Genomic DNA, 19,720 nt, shown 5'->3' with positions numbered 1-19,720 from the left:
CCTAATCAATCAAATGGGCGCGATAATCCATAAATGGAGCACGCAATCGCGCGTGTTATAGTAAGTATTGTAAATTGCAGCGCAGTTTAACATGCACCGAAACGCTTATAAATTAGGTTTTATTACCGCAAGTGCCACTATGATGAGCAGCGCAATAACAGGGAGCTCATTAAAAATACGGTAAAAGCGGTCTGTTTTAGTGTTTCGGTCATGTTTAAAGTCACTTAATAACTTAAAACAGTAGCCGTGGTATAGGTATAAAATAATTACCAGTACAAGTTTGTAATGTAGCCACATACTGTATTTAAACCAATCACGACCATATTCAACAATGGTTAACACACCAAATACAGCCGTTAAAACAGCAAATGGGGTTACGAAATAAAGTAACCTGCGCTCCATAACTTTAAGCATAGAGTTACATGATCTTTCTTCGCTCATTGCGTGATATACAAATAATCGAGGCAAGTAAAAAATACCGGCAAACCACGCAATCATAAAAAATATGTGGAGTGTTTTATAAATCAATAATGCGCTCATAATAGTCCTTATTGCTTAAAGTAAGCTGTTACGAATGGTTAAAATATGATGAATTTGATCCCAGCGTAATAGCCCCATAATTTGTTGATTATCTAAAAGGTTATAAACGTAAAGCGCGCCACTTCTTTTATCTTTTAGTATATCGAATGCATCGGCTAGGGTGGCTTGGCTGCTGATGCCCTGCAAGCTAATGTAATTTATATTTATTGCTTCATCAGACATTAGCGTTAAATCGTATTCAGCGAGGCGATAGCCATTTTCTTCGTCAAAAACAATCAAGGGTGTTTGGCTATCCATTGCATCAAGCGTATTTTTTATTTGCTCTTTATCGTCTGAGTAGAGCAATTTAAAGTCTTCATCCATATCATCCATTATTCCCACTTTTTGTAATGCTTCGGTAGCAGGAGATACATGGTACGGCAATCCCTGAAAATCTAATTGCTGCAAAAATATGGAGCGATTTCCAAAAAATTGTAATGCAGTTACATATGCAGTGGTTATAACTATCATCGCAGGAACGATTATTTCAGGTGATGATGTAAGCTCCATTACTGTTGTTAATGCAGCAAGTGGTGCATGCAGTGTAGCCGCTAATAATCCAGCCATACCTAAAACCCCATACGTACCCGCAATATCAGTACCCGGGCTAATATATTGAGCAAAAAAGGCCATTAATGTCCCAATTAATACACCAAGCCCAATTACAGGACCAATTAAGCCACCAGGAATACCCAAACCAATAGCAAACAATGTGGCAAGTAGTTTAGCGATTAAAATGGTAGTAAGCAGCTTTACGTTATCAGGCGATTCAACCGCGATAGTAATCGCACTCATACCAGAACCCATAGCATGAGGCACCGCGTAAGCTATCAAGCTGGCAATACAGCCTGCGATTAGTAAACGAGGAAACATACTTAAAGGTTTAAATGTTTTAATAATTAGCATTAAGTTTTGATTAAAGCTAAATGCTATAGCGCCCAGCGCCATACCGCATAATATTAAATAAGGGTAATGCCAACCACTTAATGGCGCTATTGTAATGAGTGCAAGTTCAGAGCCTTCACCAAAAACAAACTGCGTAGCGAGTGCACCAGTAACAGCAGCAAGCATGATTGGCACAAATATGTGTACTTTATATTCTCGAAGTACCACTTCCATTACAAAAATAACGGCTGCAAGTGGGGTATTAAACGAAGCGGCTATACCTGCTGCAACGCCGCAACCACTTAAAGTACGCATGGCGTTATGCGGTAAATGTAGTTTATCCGCTAAAATACTCGCACCTGTTGCGCCCATATGTACGGAAGGCCCTTCTCGGCCAACCGAAAAACCGCTAATGAGTGCAAGTGCGCCACCAACAAATTGATTAACCGTATTGTATAAAGGCATTTGCCCGTAATGGCGTTTAATACGATGAATAACAAAAGGAATGCCTAAACGGTAATGTTTAAAGCCAGTAAATGCAGCAAAGCACGCAATTAAAAATGCGGCTATTAATGGCATTAAAACGCGTTCAAGAGTGGGTAGGGTAGTAAAGTCGTCAGGTGTTTCCAAAAATAAGCTTTGAAAAAACAAAATAGTTAAGCGAAATAAAATAATAAAAAATGCAGCAATTAATCCGGCAACTACGCCTAATAAGCATAATTGTACAGATGTTTTAGGTTTTGCCAGTCGACGCCTGAGTTGCTCAAGCCACATGCATTATTTCCTCGCCGCATTTTTCAGCAGCATTTTAGCAAAAGAGTTTAGTTAAGTCCTTGTGATTTTGAATTTTTCGTAACTTATATTAACAATTTGCAGTAAAGATTAAGACCTATTTTTTATAACTAAAATTTTTAATGAATTTATAGTTTACAAGGGTCGCTTTTAGTTTGCTTAAGTATTACTTTAGTGAGCTAATGTTTAGCCACTTTTTTACTAATTTATAGGTATAACTTAGAGTAAAGAGTTGTTTTACTATACTTGATTAAAACACTCGGGTATTAGATAATCACGCCATTGCGATATTGAGGGTTTTAAAATGTCTGAAGAATTACCAATTAAGTTCAGCGATGCAGCTGCTGTTCGCGTTAAACAGTTAATCGACGAAGAAGAAAATCCAGATTTAAAACTGCGTGTTTATGTAACAGGTGGTGGTTGTTCTGGTTTTCAATATGGTTTTACTTTTGATGAAAAAGCGAATCCTGGCGATTTAGAAATTGTAAAAAATGGTGTAACACTCGTTATCGATCCAATGAGCATTCAATATTTGGTTGACGGTGAAGTTGATTACACTGAAGGATTAGAAGGCGCACGCTTTTTTGTATCTAATCCTAATGCAACAACAACCTGTGGTTGTGGTGCAAGCTTTAGCGTTTAACAGCCAAACGCTAAATAGAATGAAGCCGCTTTGCGGCTTTTTTAATGCCTACAAATCGGTTGGGGCATATTCGGTTATTTGCATTATCAATACAAAAAAGCCAAGTACAAAAGCAGAAAACGCTAAAATGTATATGAAGCCTTTTTTGCCTTGCTTAATTGGTACGCCGTTGTGGCGCAAAAAAAAGTACCAACCCAAGCACAACACAATCGGTAATAAAAAAAGAAGTCTGAACATTATTCGGCCTTTTTGGTGCTAATTATTGCTTAATCATAAACATGTGACGATAAATTGGAACAAAATTGTTATAAAAATTCATTTAAATATTTTATAACTAGAAATTAATTTATTAATACTTTTTGAGTACTTAGGTCAATATTCAGCGTTTATAAATATTCACTCGTGTTCATATTTGTACCGAGTATGTAATTAGTTATTTAACCAAAGTGTTAATAGTATATAATGTATCCAAGAATGAGACGGGCAAAATTTCATTCTCAATAAAAACAAATCTTTACCACATTATTAGCGTAGTTTTTTAGCTATATTGGTGGAGTGAGTAGCAACACATGCTTTGTTAAGCAATAGCTTGCTATTGAAAATATGGTATGACTGCTTACTTGCCTACAGCTATTGATAGAGACTACTGCTTTAATAGGTACGTCAAATCATCTAGTAGGAGATGTAAAATGATGGGCAAAACAGTTTCTTCTGAAGAAAATGCAAAGCTAACAAAGTGGCTTAAAAGTAAGCGCCACGAAAAGGGTCATACAATGCGAAGCCTAGCACAAGTGCTGGGAACGCCTCATTCGTTTATCGGCAAGATTGAAAATCAAGAACGCCGTTTAGATGTGATTGAGTTTGTTCGTTATTGTACAGCTCTAGAAGTTGATCCACATGAAGCACTTAGCTTGCTAAAAGTAGATTAACTCAAACATTGCTTAGTACACTTTAAGGGGCACTTGATAGTGCTAAGCAATATGTTAATGCAGGGATGCATTAAATATTTTTATGATAATTTTTCTCAAGCTCATATAGTTTATGCCTAATCAGGTATAAAAATATCAGCGAAGGTATAACCATCAAGGCTGTTAAAACAAAGAACAGCGACCAATTTCCCATTAACCAATCATCAATTACTACACCACTGTAGCTCGAAAGTAACGTTCGTCCTAAATTCCCTAATGACGCCAGTAATGCATAGTGTGTTGCACTAAATGCTCTATCGCATAGCATCGAAATAAAGGCCACCATAGCGACCAGCGACCATGCTTGCGTAAACCCATCAATAACAATAGCAAAGGCATACAGTCTTAAATCAGGGCCAACTAAAGCAATCCACGAAAAGGCTAAGTTTGAGGCCGCCATCGCAATGCCACTAACAAACAAACCCTTAACAATGCCATATTTTTGATTAAATAAACTGCCAACAAAGGTAAATATGATTGTAAGTACGGCAGTACCTACCTTTGAGAATGTAGCTATATCGCTATTGCTAAAACCAATTTCTTTATAAAAAACAATCGACATTCGCCCTAAAAACGCTTCGCCTATTTTAAATAAAAAAATAAACGCAAGTAATGCCAGTGCCGTTTTAACGCCATTTTTAGTAAAAAAAGCTCTAAAGGGATCAATAACGGTTACCGCGAGCCACGCAACAGTTTTTGTAAGAGGGGTTTGTTTTGTAGAGGACAGTTTTTCAAGGTACACACGTTCAAGCTCGGCATGTACCGCTTCTCTATTTGATTCAGGTTCTTTTGCAAACAATGCTCCACTCATTAGCAGCAGCATTACAGCAGCTAAAAAGTAATAAATTTGTGGCCAGTCGAGCGAGGGGATATCAGCCATATAAAATGGAATTGCACCTAAAAGCGCATAACCTGTCCACCAACCAGATGTTGCCATAGCGGCTGCCGCTGTTGCTTTGTGAGATTCGTTTGCTTTAAGTGTGTCTATTCTGAATGCATCAATAGCAATGTCTTGCGTTGCAGAAGCAATGGCGATTAACAAACAAATTGCAGCAACAATTGCTAAATTAGCTTTTAAATCAAGCCCAGCTAATAATAAGGTGCCAATAAAAATAAAGCTCTGGCAAAATAGTATCCAACTACGACGTTGGCCTAGCCATTTATATAAAATAGGGAGTTTTGTACGATCGATTAAAGGCGACCATAAAAAATTTATACTGTAAGCGCCAAATACAATGCCGAATAGGCCAATCATGCTGCGGCTTAGCCCTTCATCCTTTAGCCAAGCCGACATAACAGAGCCAATTAATACCCACGGAAAACCGCTACTCATACCAAATATAAAAATATGGATTAAGCGTTTGTCTTTAAAGTAAGAAAAATATTCGCTAATAGAGAGAGATTTGCTCATAGGGCCTTCATTGGCTTTGATGCAGAGCAGCTAAGCTGCTCTTAAATAAATTACAGTGGAACTTGTTCAAGCATTTTAATATTTAAGATGATCACCGGTTTTTTAGGAACAAAATCGTAACCAATCTTTTCATTAAACCCTGTTTCAACAGCCATGATCTTATCAAGGGTATCGTAGCCATCCATTACATTACCAAATACTGCAAAACCCCAATCTTTCCCTGGATTTAAGTGATCGTTGTTATCCATATTAAAAAAGAATTGGCGTGTTCCTGAGTGCGGTTCACGGTCTTGATACGCCATAGCAATGCTGTACATATCATTTTTTAAACCATTGCCGCTTTCATTAAAAATAGGGTCATTTTCGTGTAAGCCGTCGTAATCTTTATCGTAGCCACCACCTTGAATAACAAAGTCGCGGTCATTTTCCACATCGCGCTCAATACGATGAAAAACACTGCCTTGATAGCTCTTATCTGACACGTAAGTTAAAAAGTTATTGACCGTAATGGGGGCTTTTGAACGGTCCAGTTCAACAACAATACTGCCCATCGTTGTTACGATTTCGACGCGTGGAAAAATATTGTCTTTTTGCACAAAGCGGCCTTCTTGGGCTGCCAAGCTACTTACACTAAAAAATAGGCCTAAGCAGATTAAAAAAAGTCGTTTCATAGTTAACCTTCTAAAAATTCTATTAATTCAGGGTCAGATACAATGCGGGTAATAATTTGCTCAGTCAACTTATTGAGCTGACCTTCTATTTTTACTCGCTCGTGACTAAACGGACCTTCTAAATTAGCACTGCCTCTATACACTTTACTAAAATTACTTGAGGCGCGAATAACGCGCACGCCAAGCTCTATATGGGCTTCGCTGGTATGGCTCACTAGTTTTTCGGTTACCACCGCTTGTAGTGCATGAATATCTACTTCAAAGCGTACAGACGCTAAATTAGAAATACTGGCACCATTGCGGCTAAGGGCGCTGTCTAAAACACTTTTAACTGATTCAGTAAGGCCTTGGCTTGCAAAGGTTTTAGTTTTGTCTGATTCAATAAGTTTAAGTGTTGACGAATCGCCACGTAAATCAATTACACTGGTGCTTAAGCTACTATTTATAGTGCTTATTTGACCACTTTTATAAACAGGATTGAGTATTACTTGGCTAGGCTGATTAGCGCAGCCACCAAGTAGTAGCAATACACAACACCCAATTATAATGTTTGTTAATTTCATTTATAGCATTCCACTATTTTTAGTTGCACTTAGAACGACAAACTTTTTGTTTGAGCCTAACAACTTACAGTTTCCGAACATACGGTTTAATTTATCGTGATAATCTAAATGACGATTACCAATAATACGCAGCTCGCCGCCTTCTTTTAAAGTATCTTTTGCTTGTTTAAACATTTGCCAAGCAATGTGATCGGTAACAGCTTGAGCTTGGTGAAATGGAGGATTACAAAGCACCATATCCACACTGTCTCTTTCAAAGCCTGTTAAACAATCGTTTTCGATGAACTCACAGTTATCAAACTTATCGCCTAGGTTAATTTCTACATTTAACCGGGCTGACTCTACTGCCATGTAAGACTCATCAACAAAGGTAATTGATGCATTAGGGCAACGAGCAAGCGTCATTAATCCAACAACGCCGTTACCACAGCCTAAATCAATAATGCTTTTAGCTTTAGGTGTTTCTGGTAAGTAGTTAAAAAAGAAGCGCGCACCAATATCTAACGAATCACGCGAAAACACATTTGCATGATTTGTTATATTAAACTCAGTACCTTCAAGCTCCCATGTTATAGGGAAGTCTGCTGCTTTATATCCGCCTTTAGCTGTGCTTAATATAAGGCGAGACTTTTTAACTGCTAGGCTTGTTGTTGTTTCACCAATAAATTGCTCAAATGATTTTATTGTTGAATTATGAATTTCTTTTGTTTTACCTGCCGCAATTACTGGTGTACCAGGCGCAAGTACTTCACTAAGTTCACTTAATTGGAACTGTAAAAAACCCACATTACGAGGGATTTTAATAAGTACTAAATCAACGTCTTCTGGTAATGCCGACAAACTATCTACTTGTGTAAAATCTGTAGTAGGCAATTTGTTTTCTTGTAAGTTATAAGCCGCAGCTTGGTGGCTAATATAAGAATCATTAACTGAACAAACCGTTAACTTATTAAAATAACAAGCAAGTGCACCAAAGCTATCGTTTAGAATAAGCAATGAGCGACAATCAGGGTGATGTTCGTTAACATAATTGATAAGGTACTCATCTGCCGAATCCCAAGCTTGTAAGCTGCGGTTTTTTTGATCCAATGGAAAGCGTTCAAGAGTAAAGGTTTTATCGCCTAGCTGGGCTTGCGTCGTCATAATGGTTCGTTGATCAGTAATCTAATGTAGGTAAATTCTAACATGCAACGGCAAAACGCCAACCCCCAACAGTTACCAAATGGCTTTTCTTATCAAAGTAGGGCACTTAGTGCGCAAAAAAGCCTCGATCTGTTTTATTATTTGCAGAAAAACCTACATTGGCAACAGCCCGATGTAACCGTTTATGGCAAAACAGGACCCATTCCACGACTTCAATGCTTCATGAGCGATTTAAATATTGAATACGGCTATTCAAGTAGTAAGCAAATAGTAGAACCGTGGGATGAGTTTCTACTTAATATGCGAAAGCGATTAGAAGCACATTTAAATCAGCCTCTAAACTCACTACTGGTTAATTATTACCGAGACGGAAATGATACGATGGGGTGGCACAGTGATGATGAAATAGAGCTTGGTGATAAACCAACAATTGTATGTGTGTCGCTAGGAGCTGATAGGGTTTTAAAGTTAAAGCACAAAGCGAGTAATAAAGTGACTGATTTAAAGTTACAAAGCGGTAGTTGCCTAATAATGAATGGAGACAGTCAACGAGATTATCAACATGCAATACCCAAGCAAACAACGCTTGCGCACCCGCGAATAAGTTTAACTTACCGATTTATTAAGCACATTAAGCAAAAGCAATTTAGTTAGTTAATTTAACTTGTTATAGTAAGCCTATTAATTAGCTAATTAAAATGGTCTTTTATGTCAATGCAGCAACAGATCCAAGAAAAAATAAGCAGCGCCATTGCGTGTAAACATTTAAACGTAATCAATGAAAGTCATATGCACAGTGCCGGTACTGAGTCGCATTTTAAAGTTATAGTGGTTAGCGAAGAGTTCGCGGGTAAGCGCTTATTACAACGCCATCGTGAAATTAACGAAATTTTAAAAGATGAATTAGCAAATCATATTCATGCACTCGCTATTCATACATATACACCAGACGAATATACAGAGCAGGGCGGTGAAGCGCCTGATTCTCCTAATTGTATGGGCGGCTCAAAGCTTAACTAAAATAAATAGGGAATTTAGTCGGTGTTTAACTGATCAGATCAGTGTTTTTAGTATTAGCCTTTAAACTAGCGCTAATTTTTATTGTAAAAGATATAGGATGATCAATGGTCATTAAGCCTAAAATTCGTGGATTTATCTGCACAAACGCACACCCAGCTGGTTGTGCAGAGCATGTTAAAGAACAAATTAACTATGTAAAACAACAGGGTGCATTAAAAAGCGCACCAAAAAATGTATTAGTTATTGGCGCATCAACAGGCTACGGCTTGGCATCGCGCATTACTGCTGCGTTTGGTGGTGGTGCTAAAACATTAGGTATTTTCTTTGAAAAAGAGGGTACAGAGCGTAAAACAGGTTCTGCTGGTTGGTACAATACCGCTGCTTTTCAAGATGCAGCAGACGAAGCGGGCCTTTGGTCTAAAAATATTAATGGCGATGCGTTTTCTAACGAAATCAAGCAAAAAGCAATCGACACCATTAAAGCTGACTTGGGCAAAGTAGATTGTATTATTTACAGCTTAGCGTCTCCTCGTCGTACTGATCCAAATACCGGTGAAGTGTTTTCTTCTACACTTAAGCCAATTGGTAATGCCGTAACAACAAAAAACTTAAATACATCAAAGCGTGAAATTGATGAAATTACGGTTGAAGCTGCAAATCAAGACGATATCGACAATACCATTAAAGTAATGGGTGGTGAAGATTGGGAAATGTGGATAGACGCATTAAAAGAAGCAGATGTATTAGCCGATAACTTTAAAACGACTGCGTACACTTATATTGGTAAAGAGTTAACATGGCCAATATACGGACACGCGACTATTGGTAAGGCTAAAGAAGACTTAGACCGTGCAACGGCTGCTATTAAAGAATCAACAAAAAATTTAAAGGGTGAGGCGTATGTTTCATCACTTAATGCAGTAGTAACCCAAGCAAGTTCTGCTATTCCTATAATGCCGTTATATATTTCTGCTTTATTTAAAGTTATGAAAGCAGATGGCACATACGAAGGCACTATTGAGCAAATTCACGCATTATTTAGTGAAAACTTGTATGGTGAATCGCCTCGTTTTGACGACGGCGGGCATTTATTCCAAAACTACAAAGAGCTAGAGGACGATGTGCAAGCACGCGTTCAAGCTGTATGGGATAGTGTTGATACAAGCAGCCTTGATGAGCTAACAGACTATGTTGGTTACCATAATGAGTTTTTACGCTTATTTGGTTTTGGTATAGACGGTGTTGACTACGAGCAAGACATAGGTTCAGTTAAGCCAATTGCTAATATGATTGACTAACAGAGCTTAGGGCCTGTTTATCTTTCGAGGTTAAATTTGCAGCAGTCTGTTTGGTATTTAGGCAAGGCAGAGCCTACGTAGTGTGGTTATTCCCCATAAATGGGCGATAACGTGGAATAAATGCCAAACATGCGCTGCCCAAAGGGTTCTGCCTAGGGGCTATTTACTCTTTGTTGCTCGGTTTTTACTTAGCCCACTAGGTTACAAACCTCACGCCGCGATTAAATAGCCCCTAGATTGAACAAATTTTAATCCTGAAAGGTCAACAGGTCCTAGGTATTAAAGCCGCTATAGCGGCTTTTTTATATTATGCGATTTGTTTAATTTACGATGAAATCAGGAACAATAATTGCTTAGGCTACCACTTTGGTCTAACTTGATTTTAATTAAAGTCACTTAACAAAACCAAATAAGTGTTTCTGTCGTATAATTTTTATAAATACACTCGCATAGTCATCTAAAATGATGTTAAAATCTCGACAATATGTGATGAGTTTTACTACGTTGCTTGTTTGATATTTCTAGCAAGCTGCTCTTTTGTACCTTGATATAACTTGGAATAACTCAAATGGCGACGTGGTTGATACGATTTTTCAGTTTCTTTCCTTTAATGTAATGCAAGTGCGTATGATCAATATAAAAAAAGGTCTGGATTTACCCTTAGAGGGCTCGCCACAGCAAGTTATACATGACGGTTCTGCTGTCAAACGTGTAGCTGTGCTTGGTGAAGAGTTTATCGGTATGCGTCCAACCATGCATGTTCGTGTGGATGACCAAGTCAAAAAAGGCCAGGTACTTTTTGAAGATAAAAAGAACCCAGGCGTCCTATTTACTGCTCCAGCTTCTGGCACAGTAAAAGAAATAAATCGTGGTGCTAAACGTGTGCTGCAATCTGTTGTTATTGAAGTTAACGGCAGTGAGCAAATCACCTTTGACTCTTTCAAAGCAGACGAGCTTGCGAGCTTAGAGCGTGAAAAAGCCAAAGAAGTACTTATCCAGTCTGGTCAATGGACAGCACTTCGTGTTCGCCCATTCAGCAAAGTAGCGGCTGTGGATGCAAATCCTAGTTCTATTTTTGTGACCGCAACTGACACAAACCCATTAGCTGCAGATCCTGCAGTAATAATTGCCGAAAATGCGCAAGCATTTGAAGCGGGTCTTGCTGTTATTTCGCGTTTGACCGATGGCAAAGTATTTGTGTGTAAAAAAGCAGGTAGCCAAGTTCCTAGCTCATCTATAGCTCAAGTAGAAGTACATGAGTTTGGTGGTGTGCATCCGGCTGGCCTCGTTGGCACTCATATCCATCATCTTGATGCAGTTTCTGTTAGCAAACAAGTTTGGCATATTGGTTACCAAGACGTTATTGCGTATGGTCACTTATTCCTTACTGGTGAAATTTACACAAATCGTGTTATTTCGCTTGCAGGTCCTCGCGTTAAAAACCCACGTTTAGTGAAAACACAACTAGGTGCTTCATTGGATGATTTAGTGGCTGGTGAGCTAGAAGACGGAGATAACCGTGTTATTTCTGGTTCTGTTCTATCAGGTTCTATTTCAAACGGTGTTCATGCATTCTTAGGTCGTTACCACGTTCAAGTATCTGTTTTACTTGAAGGTCGCGAAAAAGAATTGTTTGGCTGGATTGCACCAGGTAGTGATAAATTCTCTGTAACGCGTACATTCCTTTCTCACCTTGCGCCGAGTCGTTTATTTAAAATGACAACGTCAACAGGTGGTTCAAAACGTGCCATGGTACCAATTGGTAGCTACGAGCGCGTAATGCCGCTGGATATTTTGCCTACTCTATTATTACGTGACTTAATTGCGCGTGATTTAGACAGTGCAATTTCATTAGGCGCGCTTGAACTTGATGAAGAAGATTTAGCGTTATGTACCTTCGTTTGTCCTGGCAAATACGAGTATGGTTCTATCCTACGCGATTGCTTAACTACGATCGAGAAGGAAGGCTAGAGAGATGGGTTTAAAAAAATATCTAGAAGATATCGAGCCAAATTTTGAAGCCGGTGGTAAATATGAAAAATTTTATGCTCTGTATGAAGCAGCTGCAACTATTTTTTATACACCAGGCTACGTAAATAAAGGCGCGACACACGTACGCGATAACATCGACCTAAAACGCATGATGATTTTAGTGTGGATGGCGACGTTCCCAGCTATGTTTTTTGGTATGTTCAATATCGGCCATCAGGCCGCAGGTGCTTTAGCACAAGGTTTTGAACTAGCAAACACGTGGCAAGTTGGTTTGTTCCAGTTATTCGGTGGTGAATTAACCGCTGATGCAGGCTGGGGCGCTAAGATGTTCTATGGAGCATGTTTCTTCCTACCTATCTACGCGGTAACATTTGCAGTTGGTGGCTTTTGGGAAGTAATATTTGCTTCTGTGCGTAAGCATGAAATTAACGAAGGTTTCTTCGTTACTTCAGTGCTATTTGCACTTATTTTGCCAGCAACGATTCCTTTATGGCAAGTTGCGTTAGGTATTACGTTTGGTGTAGTTATCGCTAAAGAAATCTTTGGTGGTACTGGCCGTAACTTCTTAAACCCTGCTTTAGCCGGCCGTGCATTTTTGTTCTTTGCATACCCAGCTCAAATCTCAGGTGACACAGTATGGACAGCAGTAGATTCGTTCTCTGGTGCAACTATGCTAGGCCAAGCATTTGCTGGCACACTTGATTTTGCAAACATGGAATTATGGTGGAATGCGTTTTACGGTTTCATTCAAGGTTCTGTAGGTGAAACATCTACACTTGCATTATTAGTAGGTGGTTTGTTCTTAATTTACGTTCGTATCGCTTCTTGGCGCATCGTACTAGGTGTATTCCTAGGTATGGTAGCAACTGCATTTTTACTAAATGCTGTTGGCTCAGAAACTAACCCTGTATTTGCAATGCCTTGGTATTGGCATTTAGTACTTGGTGGCTTTGCGTTCGGTATGTTCTTTATGGCTACTGACCCTGTATCAGCTGCATTTACTGACAAAGGTAAATTAGCATATGGTCTATTAATTGGCTTTATGGTGGTTATGATACGTGTTGTGAATCCTGCTTTCCCAGAAGGTATGATGCTAGCAATCTTATTTGCTAACTTATTCGCTCCACTGTTCGATCACTTTGTAGTGCAGGCTAATATTAAGCGGAGGTTGGCACGTAATGTCTAGTAATAACGAATCAATCGGTAAAACGTTATCAGTTGTTGTCGCACTATGTTTAGTGTGTGCAATCATTGTATCGTTTGCTTCTGTACAGCTTCGTCCTTTACAGCAAGCTAATAAAGAAAAAGATATTCAAAGTAATATCTTGGCTGCTGCGGGTATCGATAAAGTTGAAAATGTTTTAGAAACATTTGATGCAAAAATCGAAGCGCGCGTTGTAAACATGACTACAGGTGAGTTTGTAGATACAGACCCAACAATCTTTGACTTTGAAAAAAGCAAATATGATGCAGCGCTAAGTGTTTCTCTTAAAGAGAAAGGCGTTAAAGATATTGCTGGTATTCAACGTGTGACTAAAGAGTCGCCGGTGTATATCTCTAAAAAAGAAGATGGTTCAGTTGATGCAATTATTCTTCCTATCCAAGGCTACGGTTTATGGGGCTTAATGTACGGTTTTATCTCGCTTGAAAGCGATGCTGAAACTGTTAAGAGCATTATCTTTTACAAGCATAATGAAACCCCTGGTCTAGGTGGCGAAATTCAGAATCCACAGTGGACGGCTACATGGGAAGGTAAAGAACTTCCAATTCAAATTGTTAAAGGTACTGCGGGCAATGATGAGCATAAGATCGATGGTCTTTCAGGTGCTACATTAACGTCTAACGGTGTTGATCATGCAGTTGATTTTTGGACTGGCGAAAATGGCTTTGGCCCTTTCCTTGCGAAAGTACGTAAAGGAGCATTGAAATAATGGCTGATACTAAAGAAATGAAGGCGGTCCTATTTGGTCCGGTTTTAGCTAACAACCCAATCGCACTACAAGTACTTGGTATTTGTTCAGCGCTAGCGGTAACGTCTAGCTTAAAAAATGCGTTAATCATGTCAATTGCATTGACACTAGTAACAGCGTTTTCGAGCTTCTTTATCTCGCTTATTCGTAACCAGATCCCATCATCTGTTCGTATCATCGTACAAATGACAATTATTGCATCATTGGTAATCGTTGTTGACCAAGTATTACAGGCATTCTCTTACGCTACGGCAAAAGAGCTTTCTGTATTCGTTGGTCTAATCATTACTAACTGTATCGTAATGGGTCGTGCTGAAGCATATGCGATGAAGTCGCCACCAATTATGTCTTTCCTTGACGGTATTGGTAATGGCTTAGGCTATTCTGTAGTACTACTTACTGTTGGTTTCATTCGTGAGCTATTCGGTAAGGGTTCACTATTCGGTGTTGATATTATCCCATTAGTACAAGATGGCGGTTGGTATCAGCCTATGGGTCTATTGATCTTACCACCGAGTGCATTCTTCATCATTGGTTTATTCATATGGGTACTTCGTACTTATAAGAAAGACCAAGTAGAAGCTAAAGCGTAAGGGGCAAATAGTGGAACATTATATTAGTTTATTTGTAAAAGCCGTTTTTATTGAGAACTTAGCGTTGTCATTCTTCTTAGGCATGTGTACTTTTTTAGCAGTATCTAAAAAAGTAACTACATCAATTGGCCTAGGTATAGCGGTTATAGTTGTATTGGGTATTTCTGTACCTGTTAACAACTTGGTTTACCATGCGGTACTTGCACCAGGTTCACTTACTTGGTTAGGTTACCCGGATGCGGATCTTAGCTTTTTACGTTTCTTAACTTTCATTGGTGTTATTGCAGCACTTGTGCAAATTCTTGAAATGGCATTAGATAAGTTTTTCCCTGCACTATACAACGCATTAGGTATCTTCTTGCCACTTATCACAGTTAACTGTGCAATATTTGGTGCGGTATCTTTCATGGTTGAGCGTAACTATGACTTCGGCGAGTCTGTTGTTTATGGTATTGGCGCTGGTGTTGGTTGGGCACTTGCAATTACATTACTTGCAGGTATCCGTGAGAAACTGAAATATTCAGACGTGCCAGACGGCTTACGTGGTTTAGGTATTACCTTCATCACTGTTGGTTTAATGGGACTTGGCTTTATGTCATTCTCTGGTATTTCACTGTAAAGGGTAGCGAGGATAAATCATGGATTATCAGATTTTCTTAGGCGTTGGTGTTTTCATCGCTATCGTTGTACTACTAGTTTTAGTGATCATTGGTGCTAAATCTCAGTTAGTTGCAAGCGGTGACATCATCATCGGTATTAATGGCGATAAAGACAAAGCCATTACTACATCAGCAGGTAATAAGCTTTTAAGTGCATTATCTGAGTCAGGTATTTTCGTATCATCTGCTTGTGGTGGCGGTGGCTCTTGTGGTCAGTGTCGTGTTCACATTAAAGAAGGTGGCGGCGATATCTTGCCAACTGAACTTGATCACATATCTAAAGGTGAAGCCCGTGAAGGCTGTCGTTTAGCGTGTCAGGTAAATGTTAAAAACGACATGGAAATTGAACTTGAAGAGTCAATTTTCGGTGTTAAAAAATGGGATTGTGAAGTTATCTCTAACGATAACAAAGCAACGTTCATTAAAGAACTTAAACTGCAAATCCCTGGTGATGAGTCAGTGCCTTTCCGTGCGGGTGGTTACATCCAAATTGAAGCGCCACCTCACCATGTTAAATATGCAGATTTTGATGTTCCTGAAGAATATCGTGGCGACTGGAACCATTTTGGTTTCTTCGATCTGGAGTCAAAAGTAGACGAAGAAACTATTCGTGCATACTCAATGGCTAACTACCCAGAAGAAGAAGGCATCATTATGCTTAACGTGCGTATTGCTGCTCCGCCTCCGAGAAACCTAAGCTTGCCATGTGGTAAAATGTCTTCGTACATTTGGTCACTTACAAAAGGCGACAAGGTAACTATTTCAGGTCCATTTGGTGAGTTCTTTGCTAAAGACACAGATGCAGAAATGATCTTTGTTGGTGGTGGTGCTGGTATGGCGCCAATGCGTTCACATATCTTTGACCAACTTAAACGTTTGAACTCTAAACGTAAGATGAGCTTTTGGTATGGTGCACGTTCTGAACGTGAAATGTTCTACGTAGAAGATTTTGACGGCCTAGCCGCTGAAAATCCTAACTTCGTATGGCATACAGCGCTTTCAGATCCACAACCTGAAGATAACTGGGAAGGCTATACTGGCTTTATCCATAACGTGTTATTTGAGAACTATCTTAAAGATCACGAAGCGCCGGAAGATTGTGAGTACTACATGTGTGGTCCTCCAATGATGAACGCGGCAGTTATTACTATGCTTAAAGATTTAGGTGTTGAAGACGAAAATATCTTATTAGATGATTTTGGTGGCTAACACTAATACCAAAACAGTTTAGTTTTGGTTAAAATACCAGCCTCGTAGCACTTGTGTTACGAGGCTTTTTTTATTCTTTAATTTTATCAATCTATTAAGTAGAGCTGTTATGAATCGAGTAAGTACTTCACAAGGCATAATGGCCTTTTTACTAATCACACTGACCTTATTACTGTCTGGGTGTGGTGAAAAACCAGAGTCGAGGGAAACCTTTTTAGAAGGTAAGACTATGGGAACCACTTATCATATTAAATATTATGATGAGCAAACCCAGCTATCGGCCTCACAATTACAGCTGCAAATAGACGCTGTTTTAAAAGATGTAAATCAGTCTATGTCTACTTATATAGAAGACTCTGAAATAAATACATTTAACAGATTACCTGCAAATCAAGTGATGCCAATTAGCGAAGATTTTAGGGCTGTTATAAGCGAATCTATTCGCTTAGGTGAATCAACTAAAACACTTGATGTAACCATGGGACCTCTCATTGACTTATGGGGCTTTGGTCCTGATAAAAAACCAACCAATCGCCCAACAGATGAAGAGCTTGCTTCAATGGTTGAAAAAATAGGTATTGATAAGCTTATTTTAAATGGACAGGGTTTAGCTAAAACAGTTAATGGGTTAGAGCTTTCGTTTTCAGCAACGGCTAAAGGCTACGGTATCGACAAAGTAGCGCAGCTATTAGAAAGCCACAGTATTACTAACTACATGGTTGAGATTGGTGGTGAGCTACGTATAGCGGGTGAAAAGCCAAATAACCAGGATTGGAAAATTGCGATAGAACAACCAGATGCACAACCTGGAGAGCGTAAAGTACACCGTGTTTTATCACCAGGTACAAGTGGGATCGCAACATCAGGTGATTACCGTATTTTTTATAAAATGGATGGGGAGATCTATACTCATTTAATTGACCCTGTAACCGGCATGCCTATTAAGCACGACTTAGTGTCGGTAACTGTGCTTCATCCAAGCGCTATGACAGCAGATGGTTTAGCGACTGCTCTTACTGTGATGGGTATGGAGAAAGCTCAGGCATATGCTCAGCAGCACGATTTGCCAGTGTATTTAATAGGTAAATCAGAAGAGGGTTTAGTTACTTATTCAAGCCCTGCATTTAAACCTTATTTATAGTATGGTGCAGCCTTGTTTATTTCCAGATTATTTGGGTATATAATAACACTTGCTCAAAAATGTTTGAGTTTAATTAATTGCTGATCAATAGGGGCTAAGCAATGTCACTTTTTCTTCTTACTTTTGGCTTACTAATTTTAATAGTGTCGGCAATGGCCGTTGGTATGATCGTGCAAAAAAAATCTATGGCAAGTAGCTGTGGTGGTTTAGGTTCGGTTGGTATTGATAAAGCCTGTGATTGCGATGATCCATGTGATAAACGCAAAAACCGTTTAGCTAAAGAGCAAGCCTGGAAAGAAAATCAAATTATTTAAGTTCTCTTAAATATTAAAAAGCGCTTTATAGCGCTTTTTTTGTGTCTGTAAAACCTCTTATCTTTTTTATTTCATAAGTAATCCAATCTTAATGTATTAGACAAACGTCTATAGTTTAGTTTTTTTCACCTATTAGGTTTATTTTTCTCGTTTGTCAAATTGGAGCTAACACTCTAAAGTTTAATCATAGACACAGAGCAAGGCTCTAGTCATAAGCTTGAGGCAAAGTTGGTCTCGCTTAAAAGAATCTTTATATTGTGTGTGAAGATGTTGTCAGTGTGAAAGGCAACTCAAATTCGGTGGTGACTACATTTGAGTTGTTTTTATTTCCCTACAATGTCACCCAGTGTAAACCAAAAATCTTTATATTGTGTGTGAAGATGTTGTCAGTGTGAAAGGCAACTCAAATTCGGTGGTGACTGCATTTGAGTTGTTTTTATTTCCCTACAATGCCACGTAATGTAAACCAAGAATCTTTATATTGTGTGTGAAGATGTTGTCAGTGTGAAAGGCAACTCAAATTCGGTGGTGACTGCATTTGAGTTGTTTTTATTTCCCTACAATGCCACGTAATGTAAACCAAGAATCTTTATATTGTGTGTGAAGATGTTGTCAGTGTGAAAGGCAACTCAAATTCGGTGGTGACTGCATTTGAGTTGTTTTTATTTCCTTACAATGCCACGCAGTGTAAACAAAAAATCTTTATATTGTGTGTGAAGATGTTGTCAGTGTGAAAGGCAACTCAAATCCGGTGGTGACTGTATTTGAGTTGTTTTTATTTCCCTACAATGCCACGCAGTGTAAACCAAGAATCTTTATATTGTGTGTGAAGATGTTGTCAGTGTGAAAAGCGGCTCAATTTCGGTGGTGACTGAATTTAGGCTGTTTTTATTTGTGCGACACAATTATTATTCCTTCCAAAAAACCTATAATTTTATTAAATATACCTCTTTAAATTGTTTTTAATTTAAATTAACCCTATGTTTTTTAAGTTGTTATTTTTTATTAACAAAATAGCTTCTAAAGCTTAACTCAAATTTATTGTTTTTTAGTTGAACAGAAAATTCTCTTTGTTATACTCACGTTCGAACTTTCAGTAAGTTTTGAAAGTTTGATTGATACGGATCAATTTTCACAAGGTGAATTTGTGCTAACCGGATTTGATCGTATTCAGCACCTGATTTTTGGGCTTACAGCAGCAATGTTTTTCAAATTTTTCCATTGCTTTGTATTACTTTAATTTTGTTATAGTCATTTAAGTAGGTTAATGTCTTTGAACACACTTTCTTTACATCATACCAATACTGATCTCGCCCCAAGCGAGCCAGTTACGTGTGAACGCTTGAATAAAGCGGGTAAGGGCGTGTGTGTAGCTATAACTTTATTAGTGTTTAATACGGTCATGTTGTTAAGCGGTGCACTAGAGGATGCCTTCAAGCTTGAGGCGCTATTAAGTGATGGGTTTATTGTAGAGCCACTGTTACTTACTATTGCCGGATTTTTAGCTCATCCAATCATTTCAAGTCAGTTACTTATTGGCCTTTGTTGGTTATTGTTCCATATTTTTCCAGCGCGTCGTGCTGGAATTATCCTCCGTAAAGCAGCCTTTGCTTTTAGCGAGGCTAAAGTTCTTCAGCCAGTGCATGTTGCACATGGTTGTCGTGCTCCACCTAGCTTTACAGGTTGTCTGTAAGGCTGCATCTTGTTGCTGGTTTTAATTATTTGTTCTTGCTGTAAATAATTAAGGTTAGCTAAAACAAAGTAGCTCTGTGTTTTTTAAGCACACTTCAGCCAACCACCACTCACCCAAGTTAACTTTTATTACGTTATATAAATGCGTTTAGAAAGCTGGGTTTGTTGCTAGGTCAT

At 38.7% G+C, this 19,720-nt stretch carries 21 protein-coding genes; 14 read left to right on the top strand and 7 right to left on the bottom strand.

Translation table 11 applies throughout. The annotated features are described in order from the left end of the window. Positions 1-105: 105 nt before the first annotated feature. Both I6F54_RS10055 and I6F54_RS10050 read right to left on the bottom strand, forming a co-directional pair. Positions 106-540 carry a CopD family protein gene (locus tag I6F54_RS10055; protein ID WP_007584864.1) on the bottom strand — a complete coding sequence of 145 codons (435 nt, stop codon included), beginning with the start codon at positions 538-540 and terminating at the stop codon, positions 106-108. A 15-nt stretch (positions 541-555) separates the two neighbouring features. Next, positions 556-2,238 (bottom strand): chloride channel protein, encoded by a 1,683-nt coding sequence (locus I6F54_RS10050; RefSeq protein WP_007584866.1) that lies wholly within the window; start codon positions 2,236-2,238, stop codon positions 556-558. A 322-nt stretch (positions 2,239-2,560) separates the two neighbouring features. Between I6F54_RS10050 and erpA the strand changes: the two genes are divergently transcribed. After that, entirely contained in the window at positions 2,561-2,899 is a 339-nt protein-coding gene (gene erpA / locus I6F54_RS10045) for an iron-sulfur cluster insertion protein ErpA (protein ID WP_002958911.1), read from the top strand. A gap of 48 nt (positions 2,900-2,947) precedes the next feature. Here erpA and I6F54_RS10040 read toward each other — a convergent pair whose 3' ends face one another. After that, positions 2,948-3,136, bottom strand: coding sequence for a hypothetical protein (locus I6F54_RS10040; RefSeq protein WP_010555198.1), 189 nt, complete (start codon positions 3,134-3,136; stop codon positions 2,948-2,950). 452 nt (positions 3,137-3,588) lie between these two features. Here I6F54_RS10040 and I6F54_RS10035 point away from each other — a divergent pair, with 452 nt between their 5' ends. After that, the gene (locus I6F54_RS10035) at positions 3,589-3,828 is read left to right on the top strand and encodes a helix-turn-helix domain-containing protein (RefSeq protein WP_007584874.1); all 240 of its coding nucleotides are present in this window, start codon (positions 3,589-3,591) and stop codon (positions 3,826-3,828) included. 70 nt (positions 3,829-3,898) lie between these two features. Here the strand turns inward: I6F54_RS10035 and I6F54_RS10030 are convergent, their stop codons facing one another. Genes I6F54_RS10030 through I6F54_RS10015 form a run of 4 tightly spaced genes read right to left on the bottom strand, consistent with a single transcriptional unit; the run spans position 3,899 to position 7,655 of the window. After that, positions 3,899-5,278 carry an AmpG family muropeptide MFS transporter gene (locus I6F54_RS10030; protein WP_007584875.1) on the bottom strand — a complete coding sequence of 460 codons (1,380 nt, stop codon included), beginning with the start codon at positions 5,276-5,278 and terminating at the stop codon, positions 3,899-3,901. A gap of 50 nt (positions 5,279-5,328) precedes the next feature. After that, positions 5,329-5,949 carry a peptidylprolyl isomerase gene (locus tag I6F54_RS10025; RefSeq protein ID WP_010555196.1) on the bottom strand — a complete coding sequence of 207 codons (621 nt, stop codon included), beginning with the start codon at positions 5,947-5,949 and terminating at the stop codon, positions 5,329-5,331. Positions 5,950-5,951: 2 nt separating this feature from the next. Then, on the bottom strand, positions 5,952-6,512 hold the full coding sequence (locus I6F54_RS10020; protein WP_197141204.1) for a YajG family lipoprotein: 561 nt from the start codon (positions 6,510-6,512) through the stop codon (positions 5,952-5,954). Further along, the gene (locus I6F54_RS10015) at positions 6,513-7,655 is read right to left on the bottom strand and encodes a methyltransferase (RefSeq protein WP_165728479.1); all 1,143 of its coding nucleotides are present in this window, start codon (positions 7,653-7,655) and stop codon (positions 6,513-6,515) included. It abuts the gene before it with no gap. 42 nt (positions 7,656-7,697) lie between these two features. On the opposite strand from I6F54_RS10015, the gene I6F54_RS10010 reads away from it, so the two are divergent. The 12 genes from I6F54_RS10010 (at position 7,698) to I6F54_RS09955 (ending at position 19,544) form a co-directional block, all read left to right on the top strand. Further along, on the top strand, positions 7,698-8,309 hold the full coding sequence (locus I6F54_RS10010) for an alpha-ketoglutarate-dependent dioxygenase AlkB family protein (protein WP_165728480.1): 612 nt from the start codon (positions 7,698-7,700) through the stop codon (positions 8,307-8,309). A gap of 54 nt (positions 8,310-8,363) precedes the next feature. Further along, positions 8,364-8,675, top strand: a complete 312-nt coding sequence (locus I6F54_RS10005) for a BolA family protein (protein ID WP_165728481.1) — start codon at positions 8,364-8,366, stop codon at positions 8,673-8,675. Positions 8,676-8,779: 104 nt separating this feature from the next. Beyond that, positions 8,780-9,973, top strand: a complete 1,194-nt coding sequence (fabV, locus tag I6F54_RS10000) for an enoyl-ACP reductase FabV (protein ID WP_197141203.1) — start codon at positions 8,780-8,782, stop codon at positions 9,971-9,973. 627 nt (positions 9,974-10,600) lie between these two features. Next, positions 10,601-11,944 carry a Na(+)-translocating NADH-quinone reductase subunit A gene (locus tag I6F54_RS09995; protein ID WP_197141202.1) on the top strand — a complete coding sequence of 448 codons (1,344 nt, stop codon included), beginning with the start codon at positions 10,601-10,603 and terminating at the stop codon, positions 11,942-11,944. Between the two features lie 4 nt (positions 11,945-11,948). Continuing rightward, positions 11,949-13,151 (top strand): NADH:ubiquinone reductase (Na(+)-transporting) subunit B, encoded by a 1,203-nt coding sequence (locus I6F54_RS09990; RefSeq protein ID WP_010555189.1) that lies wholly within the window; start codon positions 11,949-11,951, stop codon positions 13,149-13,151. Next, complete coding sequence (locus tag I6F54_RS09985; protein WP_165728484.1) at positions 13,144-13,896, top strand: Na(+)-translocating NADH-quinone reductase subunit C; 753 nt, start codon at positions 13,144-13,146, stop codon at positions 13,894-13,896. The genes I6F54_RS09990 and I6F54_RS09985 overlap by 8 nt, the downstream gene beginning before the upstream one ends. Continuing rightward, on the top strand, positions 13,896-14,528 hold the full coding sequence (locus I6F54_RS09980) for an NADH:ubiquinone reductase (Na(+)-transporting) subunit D (RefSeq protein ID WP_007584891.1): 633 nt from the start codon (positions 13,896-13,898) through the stop codon (positions 14,526-14,528). Before I6F54_RS09985 ends, I6F54_RS09980 begins: the two co-directional genes overlap by 1 nt. A 10-nt stretch (positions 14,529-14,538) precedes the next feature. Beyond that, positions 14,539-15,147 carry an NADH:ubiquinone reductase (Na(+)-transporting) subunit E gene (gene nqrE / locus I6F54_RS09975; RefSeq protein ID WP_007584892.1) on the top strand — a complete coding sequence of 203 codons (609 nt, stop codon included), beginning with the start codon at positions 14,539-14,541 and terminating at the stop codon, positions 15,145-15,147. Between the two features lie 19 nt (positions 15,148-15,166). Next, complete coding sequence (nqrF, locus tag I6F54_RS09970) at positions 15,167-16,396, top strand: NADH:ubiquinone reductase (Na(+)-transporting) subunit F (RefSeq protein ID WP_007584893.1); 1,230 nt, start codon at positions 15,167-15,169, stop codon at positions 16,394-16,396. A 109-nt stretch (positions 16,397-16,505) separates the two neighbouring features. After that, positions 16,506-17,537, top strand: a complete 1,032-nt coding sequence (locus I6F54_RS09965) for an FAD:protein FMN transferase (RefSeq protein WP_197119090.1) — start codon at positions 16,506-16,508, stop codon at positions 17,535-17,537. Between the two features lie 101 nt (positions 17,538-17,638). Continuing rightward, entirely contained in the window at positions 17,639-17,851 is a 213-nt protein-coding gene (nqrM, locus tag I6F54_RS09960) for a (Na+)-NQR maturation NqrM (RefSeq protein ID WP_007376137.1), read from the top strand. A 1,273-nt stretch (positions 17,852-19,124) separates the two neighbouring features. Next, positions 19,125-19,544, top strand: coding sequence for a hypothetical protein (locus I6F54_RS09955; protein WP_165728513.1), 420 nt, complete (start codon positions 19,125-19,127; stop codon positions 19,542-19,544). Positions 19,545-19,720: the final 176 nt, after the last annotated feature.

The sequence above is a fragment of the Pseudoalteromonas sp. SWXJZ10B genome (genome assembly GCF_015864475.1).
GTDB lineage: Bacteria > Pseudomonadota > Gammaproteobacteria > Enterobacterales > Alteromonadaceae > Pseudoalteromonas > Pseudoalteromonas arctica.
The sequence above is the reverse complement of the archived record's forward strand: the minus strand, read 5'-3'. Positions and strand labels throughout refer to the sequence as shown.

Bases quoted from the DNA above. Each gene is read 5' to 3' on its own strand.
- I6F54_RS10020 (WP_197141204.1), bottom strand. From the start codon at position 6,512: ATGAAATTAACAAACATTATAATTGGGTGTTGTGTATTGCTACTACTT.
- I6F54_RS10040 (WP_010555198.1), bottom strand. From the start codon at position 3,136: ATGTTCAGACTTCTTTTTTTATTACCGATTGTGTTGTGCTTGGGTTGG.
- I6F54_RS10005 (WP_165728481.1), top strand. From the start codon at position 8,364: ATGTCAATGCAGCAACAGATCCAAGAAAAAATAAGCAGCGCCATTGCG.
- I6F54_RS09985 (WP_165728484.1), top strand. From the start codon at position 13,144: ATGTCTAGTAATAACGAATCAATCGGTAAAACGTTATCAGTTGTTGTC.
- erpA (WP_002958911.1), top strand. From the start codon at position 2,561: ATGTCTGAAGAATTACCAATTAAGTTCAGCGATGCAGCTGCTGTTCGC.
- I6F54_RS10030 (WP_007584875.1), bottom strand. From the start codon at position 5,278: ATGAGCAAATCTCTCTCTATTAGCGAATATTTTTCTTACTTTAAAGAC.
- I6F54_RS10010 (WP_165728480.1), top strand. From the start codon at position 7,698: ATGCAACGGCAAAACGCCAACCCCCAACAGTTACCAAATGGCTTTTCT.
- I6F54_RS09980 (WP_007584891.1), top strand. From the start codon at position 13,896: ATGGCTGATACTAAAGAAATGAAGGCGGTCCTATTTGGTCCGGTTTTA.
- I6F54_RS09995 (WP_197141202.1), top strand. From the start codon at position 10,601: ATGATCAATATAAAAAAAGGTCTGGATTTACCCTTAGAGGGCTCGCCA.
- fabV (WP_197141203.1), top strand. From the start codon at position 8,780: ATGGTCATTAAGCCTAAAATTCGTGGATTTATCTGCACAAACGCACAC.
- I6F54_RS10015 (WP_165728479.1), bottom strand. From the start codon at position 7,655: ATGACGACGCAAGCCCAGCTAGGCGATAAAACCTTTACTCTTGAACGC.
- nqrF (WP_007584893.1), top strand. From the start codon at position 15,167: ATGGATTATCAGATTTTCTTAGGCGTTGGTGTTTTCATCGCTATCGTT.
- I6F54_RS09965 (WP_197119090.1), top strand. From the start codon at position 16,506: ATGAATCGAGTAAGTACTTCACAAGGCATAATGGCCTTTTTACTAATC.
- I6F54_RS09990 (WP_010555189.1), top strand. From the start codon at position 11,949: ATGGGTTTAAAAAAATATCTAGAAGATATCGAGCCAAATTTTGAAGCC.
- I6F54_RS10025 (WP_010555196.1), bottom strand. From the start codon at position 5,949: ATGAAACGACTTTTTTTAATCTGCTTAGGCCTATTTTTTAGTGTAAGT.
- I6F54_RS10055 (WP_007584864.1), bottom strand. From the start codon at position 540: ATGAGCGCATTATTGATTTATAAAACACTCCACATATTTTTTATGATT.
- I6F54_RS10035 (WP_007584874.1), top strand. From the start codon at position 3,589: ATGATGGGCAAAACAGTTTCTTCTGAAGAAAATGCAAAGCTAACAAAG.
- nqrM (WP_007376137.1), top strand. From the start codon at position 17,639: ATGTCACTTTTTCTTCTTACTTTTGGCTTACTAATTTTAATAGTGTCG.
- I6F54_RS10050 (WP_007584866.1), bottom strand. From the start codon at position 2,238: ATGTGGCTTGAGCAACTCAGGCGTCGACTGGCAAAACCTAAAACATCT.